This window comes from Betaproteobacteria bacterium (genome assembly GCA_016791345.1).
In the GTDB taxonomy this organism is placed as follows: domain Bacteria; phylum Pseudomonadota; class Gammaproteobacteria; order Burkholderiales; family JAEUMW01; genus JAEUMW01.
In genome coordinates, this window is record JAEUMW010000032.1 from 1 (window position 1) to 10,640 (window position 10,640).

Genomic DNA, 10,640 nt, shown 5'->3' on the forward strand with positions numbered 1-10,640 from the left:
GACGCGCTCGCGCTCGCCCGCGAGAAAGCCGACAGCGGCGAGGACTTCGTCACCGGACTCGTGCGCGGCAAGGGCTATCGCACGCTGCTCGCGAGCGGTCTGCTCGTTGCCGGAGAACGGCTGGCCGCCGACGGCGCGCAGCCGTACCGGCAGATCGTCGCCGACGTGCTGCGCGCGGCTGCCCCGCACGTCACGCAGGGCAGCCAGAGTTTTGCGACATTCTTTCAGGACAGCTGGGGCGATCTGCTGCGCGCCGGGCTCACATCGGTCGAGCGCTACGGGCCGGCGCTGCTCGAAGGCGAGCGACCGATCGTGCGCGAAGCGACCCTCGCCCTCGTCGCGGAGCTCGCCCGCACGCCGACCGCGAGCCTCTTCAGCGGCGAGACGCTGTTCGGCATCACGTCCGCCGTGATCGGCACGATCGCGACGAAGCCGGAGCTTCTCGACACCGCCGTGCGCGAGGCCTGGGTGAAGGATCTGGTCGGGGCGCTGGCGAAGACGGCAGCCAATCGCGGTTTGGAGCAGTCGCTCACGCGCGAAGGTTTGCGCGACGCCTTTCGGACTGCGGCTGCGGTGCTGGGGCGTCATCCGGAATTGCTGTCGGAACAGCCCGCGGAGCGCGTCGCCCTGATCGGCACGGTGCTGGAATCGGTTGCCGCCGCCGGCAGCCTCGATGCGCGCACGCTCGCCAACGGCGCGCTCGCTGCCGTCATGACCCGTATCGGCGAGCAGCCGCAACTGCTCGGCACCCGCTACCCGGCGCTCATCGCGGTCCTCGCGGGCGACGTCGCCAAGCTCGCCGCGGCGGGCACGCTCACGCGAGTGCAGGCAGCAGACCTGATCGACGCGGCGGCCGCCGTGGTGCTGCGCAATCCCGATCTCTTCGCGAAATACGAAGGACGCGTCGCGACAGCAATCGTGAACGGCGTCCTGCGTGGCGCGAAGGGAAGTCAGCTCGGTCTCCTGGGCGGCACCGTTCTGGTGGAGACGCTGGGCGAGGTTCTGCGCGTCGTGGCATTGCGAGGACGCGACCTGGTCGACACGACGAGCGAGCAGGCGCTCGTGACCAGGCTTGCAGATACGGTCGCCGCCGGCCTTGCGCGTTCCGAACAGGAACTCGGTCGGCGGCTCGACACGAGCGCGCTGCCGCTGGTGCTGGCGGGCCTGGTGGCGGCGGTCGCGCGCGGCGAGATCACCACGGTCAATGCCGACGATCCCAAGTTTCAGCAAATCTTCGCTGCGCTCGCCGAGGCGGCGATCGCTACGGCAATCGGGGGGCAAGCATGAGCAGGTGTGTCGAAGATCGCGGCGTCGGCTGCGGCCGGCGCTGGCTGCTCGCGTTCACGTTTGCCATCGCGCTGGCGGGCTGCGCGACGTCGCAGGTCAAGGACGTCACAGGGCCGTCGGACAGCGCTGCCGCAACGTTGCCGCAACCGCCGTTGCCCGACCCGGCCGGCACGGCGGCCGTGGCCGGCGGCACCGACAGCGCACAGCGCATCGATGCCGTCATCGACCAGAATCCGAATCTCACGCCGACGACGATCGCCAGCCTGCGCGTGCGGCAGGGGATCATCTACCTCGACCAGCGTCAGCCCGATCGCGCCGCGGCGGCGTTCGATGCGGCCGATGCTGCGCTGCTGGTCACGCCGCGCGACCAGGCGCTGAAGGAGGTTGCGCCCGATCTCGTGTGGTGGACGCGGACGGCGCCCCTGCCGAACATCCCCGGTGTGGAGATGAAGCGGGCGGCGGCGGTGATGCAGTCGCTCTCGGTGCAGATCGAGAAGCGGCGCGACAGCCCGGACATTCGCGATTACTTGGCCGAGGTGCGGGCGTGGGTGGGACTCAAGTATTTCGCGGCGCTGTCCGACCGCAGCAAGCAGAAGGCGGTGCTGGAGGACACGATCGACCAGTACGCAACAGTCCTCGCTCCGGCCGACCTGGAATGGTTGTGCACGCCGACGCCGTTGGGCAATTCCGTCACCCCGGACGCCAGGCGTCGCCTGCGGGCGCAGCCGATCATCTCGCGGGCGGCAAAGAGCGCAGAGGTGCTGACGCCACCCAACCGGCCGACCTTCCGCGATCCACTGATGCAGCGCCTGATCGCGCCGGCGGCGGGCCAGACTCCGTGCCCTGGAAGGTGACATCGGAGCCTGACGGGAGAATCATCGTGACGTGACGCGGGCAGGGCCTGGGGGAGAACGGTTCCAGATTGAAGCTGTTCCCGCCGCGCAGCCGGGAGGAGTGCCGTGAGTCTCTACACGTGGGGTGTTGCGGTCGGCAGCCTGCTCGCCGTGACGCTCTCCGGTCACCTGGATGGGCATTCCCATGAGAGGGCAGGCGCCGGGCCGGTGGAGATCCGCTGCCAACAAGCCAACGTCGTGGTGCGCGGGGCAGACGGCGAGGATGCCTTGCTCGCCTGTGCAGGCGCGCACGATGCCGCCGCCTTTCTCGCCGGACAGGGATTCGCGGTCACCGCCCAAGTCTCGATCGACATCGAGCACACACTGCCTCCGGTCGCCGACGCTTCAGCCGCCGGCTGCTACCTGCCGAACGAGAATCGGGTGGTCGTGCTGGCCTACGCGGATCTCGCGCGGCGCGACGCGTGGTTCGGCATGACGATGGAACCGGCGCTCTATCGCAGCTTCGTCGCGCACGAGGTAGCGCACGCTTTCGCTGCCGCCAATTTCGAGATCGCGCAACCGGCGATACAGGCCCACGAGTACATCGCGTATGTCACGATGCTGGCGACGATGGCGCCCGATCTGCGCGCGCGCCTGCTCGCTCGCTATCCGGGCGAGGGCTTCGACGACGATGTGCAGATCAATGCGACGGTCTACCTGTTCGATCCGCAGCGCTTCGGCGTGCGCGCGTACCGTCACTTCCTCCGGCGCGCCAGTGGGCGCGACTACCTGCGCGCGGTGGTCAGCGGAAGCGCGCTGGTCGAATAGGCCGTGGCCAGCGCGCGTCAGGATTTCTTTTTCTTCGGCGTGCGCGGCTTGCACACGAAGTCGAGCGCCGCCTCGCTGAGCAGTCCGGGGACGACGTAGGTGAGACGGACGGACTTCGGATCCTCGGTGACTTTCCCGACCACCGTGCCGTTCGCGTCATAGAAGACCTTCTGCACCTCGACGGACGCGCGATTGCGACAGTCGTAGTGTGTGAGAAACCGCGCCGAGCGGTAGGGCTGGCGATCGGTCGCGGTGATGCCGGGGCGATCCGAGGCGTATTCCCATTTCTCCCACGCGCGGAGAACTCCGTCCTTCGACGTAATGCTCCGGGTGTCGACATACAGCGCGACGTGGTCGGTCTGGGTCACCAGAGTCCAGTCCTCGGCCGCTGCCGCGGGCAGCAGGCGGGTCGCCAACAGGGTTGCAAGGACGAGGCAGTAGTGCTTCATAAAAACTAGCGTCTTGGTTTCGAGCAGGAGAAGGCCGGTTGCAGCGCCTTCACCACGAGGGTGTCCGCGGCCAGATGCCACTCGCGTGGGTGCTGGCGCAGATAGTTTGCAGTGATCTCTCCCATTTGCTCCCGCGTGCCGCGCTGGGACGGGATGCAGAGCTTACGTGATGCAAGGGCCGCGCCTTCGACGTAGCCGACGAAATAATTGACCTGCCGCTCCTCCTGCTCGTTGCGGAACTTCCCTTCGTGTCTTGCGCGCTCGTAAACCGCGGCACTGCGCGCGAGGTCGTGGCCGGTGTACGCAGGAGGCGCAGCGGCTGGCGTGCCCGGATGGGCGACGACGGCAAGCGCAAGACAGGAGAATCCGATACGTTTCACGGGAAGAGGAACCGCGCCCTTGGGGGCGGCGAAGCGGCGCCGGCATTATCCACGATCTGAAAATCCCGGAGTGCACAGTCGACGGGCCGCGCGGCCCACGCGTTGCGAAGCGCCGCAGGCTGTCCCATGATGCTCTTTCAGTCAACGGTCCGGCGGCAACTCGTGGTGGCTGCCGACGCGCTGCCTTTCTCTGCCGGAGGATGCATGAGCACACGAATCATCCCGCCATCCGTGATCGACCTGTCGCTGGCTCTGCGCCTCGCATTCGTCATCCTGCTGCTTGGCGGCTGCACGGTGTATCAGACGGCGCCCGGCGTCTATGCGCCCGCGCCGCCGAGCGCTTTCGACCGCGCGTGGGAAGCCGCCCGCGGTGCCGCGTACGACCAGGGGGTGACGGTGACCGCAGAGGACCGCGGGCAGGGCGTGATTCTCGGCCGCAAGGGACCATTCGACATCACCATCAGCCTGCTCACCCAGGCCGACGGCAGCGTCCGCGTGAGCATCAAGTCGAAGGGCCCGGAGGCACAGGATCCCACTCTCAACCAGCGCCTCGTCGCCTCCTACAACCGGCGCATGGGCCAATAGGATGGCGGACGGGAGTCCGTCGCCGAACGCGCTGATCCCTTTGCTGGTCGCGCTGGCGGCGTTGCTGGCGGCGACCGGCTGCGACGTGCACTACCCGGTCAACCCGCCGCTCGCGCGACACGATCCCGGCTACGGGCACCGCTTCGAGAACAGCCGCATGCGTCCGGACCAGTCCGCGGACGTGCTGGTGGTGTTGCTCATTTCCGGCGGCGGCACGCGGGCGGCGGCACTCGCCTACGGCGCGCTGGAATCCCTGCGCGACACTCGGATCAGGGTGTCGGGAAAGGAGGAGCGCCTGCTCGACGAGGTCGATTACATCAGCGCCGTATCCGGCGGCAGCGCGGTAGCGGCGTACTACGGGCTCTACCACGAACGGCTTTTCGACGATTTCGGCGAACGCTTCCTCTACCGCGACGTGCAAGGCGAACTGACCTCGAAGCTCGCCCGGAACGTGTGGCGCATCGCGTTTTCCCGCTATGGTCGCGGCGACCTGCTGGCGGACTATCTCGACGAGCAGATCTTCTCCGGTGCGACGTTTCGCGACCTCGCGCACCGGCCGCAGCCCTTCGTCGTCATCAGCGCGACCGACATGTCGCTCGGTGCGCAGTTTCCGTTCTCGCAGGAGCGCTTCGATCTGCTGTGCTCGGACCTGGGCGAGGTGCCGGTGGCGCGCGCGGTGGCGGCGTCGATGGCGCTGCCGCCGTATTTCAGTCCGCTCACCTTCCGCAATTACGCCGGGGAGTGCGGTTTCCAGGCCCCGTCCTGGTTCGAGGGTCATCCCGGCATCGACGAACGCACGCAGCGCGATCTCAAGGAAATGCATTCCTACCTCGATCGCACGCGGCGCCCGTATGTTCATCTCTTCGACGGCGGGCTCGTCGACAACCTGAGCCTGCGCCAGCCGATGGGGCTCGTCATGCGGCGCGGCGGGCTGGCGACGGCACTGGAGGCGTTCGGCTTCCACGACGTGAGGCATGCCGTATTCATCGCGGTGGATGCGGAGCGCGACTCCACCTTCGAGCTCGACCGGGACGGCGACGTGCCGGGTCCGCTTGCCACCATCGACGCGCTCGGCAACGTGTTCAACCTGGGCTCGTTCGATTCGTCGGTGATGGTCGACGAGGCGGTGGCGCGCTGGCGCGAAGAGCTGCTCGCGGCGCGCCCTGCGGGTGCTCCGGAAGTTAAGTTCTATCTGATCGACGCCTCGCTTCGCTCGATCACCGACCCCGCCGAGCGCGAGCGCTTCATGTCGATCCCGACGACCTTGCATCTCGAGCGCAAGGATGTCGACGACTTGCGCGCATTGGCGCGGCGTCTCATCACGGCCGCGCCGGATTTCCAGGCGCTGATGCAGGACATCGGTGCACCGGGCGCCGTGACTGCCACGGAGAAATGACGATGCGAGCGACCTCGGGCACCGACATCTGCGCATTGTTTCGTTGCCTCACGCACGGCGTCTATGTGATCGGCGCCACGCACGCCGGGCAGCGCGATGGCTTCACCGCCGCGTGCGTGGTGCAGGCGTCGTACAGGCCGCCGCTGCTGGCGGCGTGCGTCAATCCGCGCAACGCCTCGCACGCCCTGCTGCGCGCGAGCGGCAGCTTCGTCGTGAACGTCCTCCCGCGCGGACGGCTCGATCTCGCCCGCCACTTCGGCACGCGCTCCGGACGCGATACGGACAAGCTCGCCGGAGTGTCGTGGCATCCGGCCGCCGGCGGTGCACCGGTGCTCGACGACGCGCTCGCCTGTTTCGACTGCAGGGTGGAGGGAACGCTGCCGGCTGGCGACCACGAAATCGTGCTCGGACGCGTCGTCGACGGCACGATCCTGAACCCGCAGGCGGAGCCGATGATCTACGCCGAGACCGGCGACATGGACGGCAGCAGTGCGCTCTATCCGACGCACTTCTGACGGCGAGTGTCCTCAGGTTTTCAGCGTGAACGGGGTGAAGTCGGTCTCGCGGTCGTAGTAGTCCTCCTGCTCCGCGCGCTTGAGCGCCCCCACGATCCGGTAGGTGAAGGGCGTCATCAGCGCTTCCCAGCCGACCTTGATGAGGTAGTTGCTGCCCATCACGGTGAAGACCAGGTGCAGTGGCCAGACGCCGAGAAACGCCAGCGGATAGAAGATGAGCGAGTCCACCCCCTCGCCGAAGATGGTGGAACCGATGGTGCGCATCCACAGCCGACGACCCTCCATCCACACCTTCATCTTCGCCAGCACGTAGGAGTTCACGAATTCGCCGCAGAAGAAGGCGACGAGCGATGCGAAAACGATGCGGGGGGTCTGGCCGAACACCGCTTCGTAGGCCGCCTGGCTGGGCCAGTCTGCCGCAGGCGGCAGCGCGACGATGACGAAGCTCATGAACGACGCGAAGATGAGCGCGGCGAATCCCGCCCAGATCACCTTGCGCGCGCGGGCATAGCCGTAGACCTCGGTGAGGACGTCGCCGAAGACGTAGGAAACCGGGAAGAAAAGCACGCCGGCGCCGAAGGTGAGCCCGCCGAGTTGCGCGACCTTGCCCGGCCCGATGACGTTCGCCGTCAGCAGCACGGTGACGAACGCCGCCATCACCAGATCGTAGTAACGGTAGCTGCGCCGCGCCAACGTCAGCGGCGCCGCAGCGCGGCGGCCATGCGCTCCAGGGCGGTGTCGAGCAGCGCGCGGCGGCAGCCGAAGTTGAGCCGCACGAACCCGGCTGCGCCGAAATCGCATCCGTCGGAGAGACCGACGCCGGCGTACTCGAAGAAGCGGTGCGGGTCGGTGATGTCCGTGTCGCGCGTGTCGATCCAGGCGAGGTAGGTCGCCTCGACGTGACGCATCGACAGCCCGGGCATCTCTGCAATGCGCGCCTCGACCAAGTCGCGGTTGCTGCGCAGGTAGTCGAGGAGCGCGGCGTGCCAGGCGCCGCCGTCGCGATAGGCGGCGAGCGCAGCCGTGAAGCCGAGCGCGTTCACCGAAGGCGTGAATCCGGCCATGGCGCGGTAGAGACGCTGGCGCAGCGTGACGTTCGGCACCACGGCGAACGACATGCCGAGCCCCGGGATGTTGAAGGTCTTGCTCGGCGCCATCAGCGTGATCGAGCGCTGCGCCATCTCGGCGGAAACTGCAGCGAGCGGAAGGTGCCGCTTGTCGGCATCGAGAATCAGTCCGCAGTGAATCTCGTCGGAACAGACCCAGAGGTCGTGCCGCTCGCAGATCGCCGTGAGGGTGCGCAACTCCGCGCCGTCGTAGACGCGCCCGACCGGGTTGTGCGGGTTGCACAGCATCAGCATGCGTGTGCGCGGCGTGATCGCGGCCTGCAGCCGGTCGGGATCGATCGCCCAGCCCTGTTCGTGATTCACGAGCGGGACGCGGATGCACTCGCGGATGGCATGGCGCGGCGCGGAGAGAAACGGCGGGTAGATCGGGGTCAGCGTTACGACCGCATCGCCGGTCTCGCCGGCGAGACTGCAGGCGAGGTTCAGACCGGTGACGAGCCCCGGCAGCCAGACGATCCATTGCGGCTCGATGCGCCAGGCGAAGTCGCGTTCGAGCTGATCGACGATGGCGAGCGGCAGTTCTTCCGGCGCCGAGGTGTAGCCAAACACGCCGTGTTCGACACGCTCGTGCAGCGCATCGATGACCGCGGGCGATGAGCGGAAGTCCATGTCCGCCACCCACATCGGGATCACGTCCCGCCCTGCGTAGCGATCCCATTTCTGCGCGCCGGTGCCACGGCGGTCGATCTCCGCGTCGAAGTCGAACGCGTCGGGCGGCATACGCCCGGTCGACCGCGATGCGGTCGGGTCGCTGCTCTTCATGGGGATGGGTTCAGGTGAGGAAAGGGGAAGATGTGCTGCCGCATGTCGCCGTCGAAACCCGGTCGATCACCACGACGTCGCCCGGAGTTTCGAGCCTGCAGTCTACGTCATTGACCCGCCGCGCGAAATTGCTTCTCTCCGTAGTCCTGCCGGTGGAGTTCTCGCGGCGGCCGCGGCATCATGTCACGCGTGCGTGCGGCGTGGATCAAGGAGGCGCGGCGTTGAGGATGGCGATACGGCTGATCGGCCTGCTGCTGTGGATCGGCCTCACGGTTGGACCGGCGTTCGCGGAGCAGGGGGCGACGACGCCCGACGCGTCGCCCACGGTCGAACCGGCTGCCGCGGCGAGCAAGAGCGTCGCGGTCACGCTGAGCAACCGCCCGGTGTTTCTCATGCACGCCAACCTGCTGGGCTTCACGCCGGCGGAGCGGGCAAAGCGCGCTGAGGAACAGGTGGCCGAAGCCCTCGCTCAGAGCGGACCAGCGGTGGTCACGACCCGGTCGACCCCCGAAGGCACCGCCATCTTCGTCGACAAACGACTGGTGTTCCTCGTGACCCCGGGCGACGTCGACACGCTGGATGGCCAGACGCTGGATTCCACGGTGGCGACCGTGGTCGCGAAGCTGTCGCGGGCCATCGAGGAGACGCGGGAGGCGCGCGACCTCACGCGCCTGCTGATGGCGGGTGTCAGGAGCCTCGCTGCCACGGCCCTGTTCAGCCTGGTGGTGTGGCTGCTCGCGCGCGCCAATGGCTGGGTTGGCGCGCGCATCTCGGCCGCCGTCCGCGCGCGGATAGAAAAGCTCAAGGTGGCGGGTGTCACCGCGGTGCGCGCGGAGCACGGACTGCTCGCGGCGCACCGCCTCGTGAGTGTCGTCGCCTGGCTCCTCGGACTCCTGGCACTCGAACTCTGGCTCACGTTCGTGCTCGTGCAGTTCCCGTACACCCGGCCCTGGGGTGAAGGGCTGGGCGGTTTCGTTCTGGGCACGATCACGACCATCGCCCGCTCGGCTCTGGAGGCGGTGCCGGGGCTCGTCACCGTGGCCATCATCTTCGTCCTCACGCGCTTCCTGACGCGGCTCGCGCACGCGTTCTTCGATCAGTTTTCGGAGCGGCAGACCGCCTGGGGATGGCTCGACGAGGACACTGCCGGTCCGACGCGGCGCATCTCCGTCGCGGTCCTCTGGTTGTTTGCGCTGGCGATGGCCTATCCGTACCTGCCCGGTGCGCACACCGAGGCATTCCGGGGATTGTCGGTGCTGGTGGGACTCATGATCTCTCTGGGCGCGTCGAGTATCGTCGGGCAGGCGGCGAGCGGGCTCATCCTCATCTATTCGCGCGCCCTCAGACCGGGTGAGTACGTGAAGATCGGCAACACCCACGGGACCGTCACTGAGCTCGGCATGTTCGCCACGCGCGTCGAGACGGGTCTGGGTGAAGAAGTGGTGCTGCCCAACAGTTTCGTGCTTTCCAACACGACGCGGAATTACTCACGCGCTACGGACGATGAAAGCTATATTCTGGACGTGACGACCACGATTGGTTACGGGACGCCCTGGCGACAGGTGCACGCGATGCTGCTCGAGGCGGCGCGGCGTACCGGGGGTGTACTCGATGAACCGCCTGCCTATGTCATCCAGACCGCGCTGTCGGATTTCTACGTTGAGTACCGCCTGGTCGCCCACGCCGGACCCACGGCACCGGTCAGGCGCGCGCGAGCCATGAGCGAGCTGCACGCGAACGTGCAGGACGTGTTCAACGAGCACGGTGTGCAGATCATGTCGCCGCACTACGTGCTTGATCCCAGGTCGCCGCAGGTGGTGCCGCCGGCCAGATGGTACGAGGCGCCGGCGCGGCGGCCGGAAGAAGCCCAGGCGTCCGGCGGAGATCGCAAGTGACCGATCTCGATGCGGTGCGTGCCGGCTTGAACCGCGGCGAGTTCTTCGCCGAGTACATCCCGACGATCGATCTCGCAAGCGGTCGCTGCCTCGGCGCGGAGGCCCTGTCGCGCTGGCGCAGTCCGGCCGGGTCCGTGAATCCCTTCGAGATCGCCGACCTCACGCGGGACATCGGGCTGTCCGGCCGCATCACGTACTGGGTAGTCGAAACGGTCGCGCGTGATCTCGGCGACTGGCTGCGGGCACATCGCGACGTTCATGTCGGCATCAATGTGCCGCCCGAGATACTCGGGCGGGGCGGGCTCGAGTATGCGGTCAGGAATGCGGGATTGATGGACGTTCTCGACCGCCTCATCGTGGAAGTCACCGAGCGCGGCGTGCCGGATGCGATCGGCGTCGAAGCGCTCAACCGGGCGCACGCCAGCGGAGTGCGCATCGCCCTCGACGACGTCGGCATCGGCGACGCGAACCTGTTCGTGCTCTCCCGCGTCAACGTCGACATCATCAAGCTGCCGAAGACTTTCGTCGACTGCCTGGTCGACGAGGCGTCCGCGTCGGAGCGGCTCGCCGGCCTGCGGGCGCT

At 67.6% G+C, this 10,640-nt stretch carries 12 protein-coding genes; 8 read left to right on the plus strand and 4 right to left on the minus strand.

Going from position 1 to position 10,640, the window contains the following annotated elements:
* The 3 genes from JNK68_01110 to JNK68_01120 form a co-directional block, all read left to right on the plus strand.
* The coding region (locus JNK68_01110; GenBank protein MBL8538945.1) for a hypothetical protein at positions 1-1,287 on the plus strand (1,287 nt) is incomplete at its 5' end.
* The gene (locus JNK68_01115; GenBank protein ID MBL8538946.1) at positions 1,284-2,141 is read left to right on the plus strand and encodes a hypothetical protein; all 858 of its coding nucleotides are present in this window, start codon (positions 1,284-1,286) and stop codon (positions 2,139-2,141) included. The genes JNK68_01110 and JNK68_01115, both read left to right, overlap by 4 nt.
* A gap of 105 nt (positions 2,142-2,246) precedes the next feature.
* Positions 2,247-2,948: a hypothetical protein gene (locus JNK68_01120; GenBank protein MBL8538947.1), complete on the plus strand. Its 702-nt coding sequence runs from the start codon at positions 2,247-2,249 to the stop codon at positions 2,946-2,948.
* Between the two features lie 17 nt (positions 2,949-2,965).
* On the opposite strand, the gene JNK68_01125 is transcribed toward JNK68_01120, so the two are convergent.
* Positions 2,966-3,397, minus strand: a complete 432-nt coding sequence (locus JNK68_01125; protein MBL8538948.1) for a hypothetical protein — start codon at positions 3,395-3,397, stop codon at positions 2,966-2,968.
* A gap of 5 nt (positions 3,398-3,402) precedes the next feature.
* On the minus strand, positions 3,403-3,777 hold the full coding sequence (locus JNK68_01130; protein ID MBL8538949.1) for a hypothetical protein: 375 nt from the start codon (positions 3,775-3,777) through the stop codon (positions 3,403-3,405).
* 204 nt (positions 3,778-3,981) lie between these two features.
* Here JNK68_01130 and JNK68_01135 point away from each other — a divergent pair, with 204 nt between their 5' ends.
* From JNK68_01135 to JNK68_01145, 3 genes are read left to right on the plus strand one after another with little or no spacing between them, the layout of a single operon-like run.
* A complete protein-coding gene (locus JNK68_01135) occupies positions 3,982-4,362 on the plus strand; it encodes a hypothetical protein (protein ID MBL8538950.1) in 381 nt (126 codons plus the stop codon).
* Position 4,363: 1 nt separating this feature from the next.
* Positions 4,364-5,758, plus strand: coding sequence for a patatin-like phospholipase family protein (locus tag JNK68_01140; GenBank protein MBL8538951.1), 1,395 nt, complete (start codon positions 4,364-4,366; stop codon positions 5,756-5,758).
* Positions 5,759-5,760: 2 nt separating this feature from the next.
* Positions 5,761-6,273, plus strand: a complete 513-nt coding sequence (locus JNK68_01145) for a flavin reductase (GenBank protein ID MBL8538952.1) — start codon at positions 5,761-5,763, stop codon at positions 6,271-6,273.
* A 12-nt stretch (positions 6,274-6,285) separates the two neighbouring features.
* Here the strand turns inward: JNK68_01145 and JNK68_01150 are convergent, their stop codons facing one another.
* Together JNK68_01150 and JNK68_01155 are read right to left on the minus strand one after the other, a co-directional pair.
* Positions 6,286-7,074 (minus strand): queuosine precursor transporter, encoded by a 789-nt coding sequence (locus tag JNK68_01150; protein MBL8538953.1) that lies wholly within the window; start codon positions 7,072-7,074, stop codon positions 6,286-6,288.
* Positions 6,969-8,120 carry a PatB family C-S lyase gene (locus JNK68_01155; GenBank protein MBL8538954.1) on the minus strand — a complete coding sequence of 384 codons (1,152 nt, stop codon included), beginning with the start codon at positions 8,118-8,120 and terminating at the stop codon, positions 6,969-6,971. Before JNK68_01155 ends, JNK68_01150 begins: the two co-directional genes overlap by 106 nt.
* A 269-nt stretch (positions 8,121-8,389) precedes the next feature.
* Here JNK68_01155 and JNK68_01160 point away from each other — a divergent pair, with 269 nt between their 5' ends.
* Both JNK68_01160 and JNK68_01165 read left to right on the plus strand, forming a co-directional pair.
* Complete coding sequence (locus tag JNK68_01160; GenBank protein MBL8538955.1) at positions 8,390-10,057, plus strand: mechanosensitive ion channel; 1,668 nt, start codon at positions 8,390-8,392, stop codon at positions 10,055-10,057.
* On the plus strand, positions 10,054-10,640 hold a 587-nt coding region (locus JNK68_01165; GenBank protein MBL8538956.1), incomplete at its 3' end, for an EAL domain-containing protein. The genes JNK68_01160 and JNK68_01165, both read left to right, overlap by 4 nt.

What these genes read in the sequence shown, in the direction of transcription:
- JNK68_01115 (MBL8538946.1), top strand. Translation starts at nt 1,284, where the DNA reads ATGAGCAGGTGTGTCGAAGATCGCGGCGTCGGCTGCGGCCGGCGCTGG.
- JNK68_01125 (MBL8538948.1), bottom strand. Translation starts at nt 3,397, where the DNA reads ATGAAGCACTACTGCCTCGTCCTTGCAACCCTGTTGGCGACCCGCCTG.
- JNK68_01135 (MBL8538950.1), top strand. Translation starts at nt 3,982, where the DNA reads ATGAGCACACGAATCATCCCGCCATCCGTGATCGACCTGTCGCTGGCT.
- JNK68_01140 (MBL8538951.1), top strand. Translation starts at nt 4,364, where the DNA reads ATGGCGGACGGGAGTCCGTCGCCGAACGCGCTGATCCCTTTGCTGGTC.
- JNK68_01145 (MBL8538952.1), top strand. Translation starts at nt 5,761, where the DNA reads ATGCGAGCGACCTCGGGCACCGACATCTGCGCATTGTTTCGTTGCCTC.
- JNK68_01150 (MBL8538953.1), bottom strand. Translation starts at nt 7,074, where the DNA reads ATGCGATTTCGGCGCAGCCGGGTTCGTGCGGCTCAACTTCGGCTGCCG.
- JNK68_01155 (MBL8538954.1), bottom strand. Translation starts at nt 8,120, where the DNA reads ATGCCGCCCGACGCGTTCGACTTCGACGCGGAGATCGACCGCCGTGGC.
- JNK68_01160 (MBL8538955.1), top strand. Translation starts at nt 8,390, where the DNA reads ATGGCGATACGGCTGATCGGCCTGCTGCTGTGGATCGGCCTCACGGTT.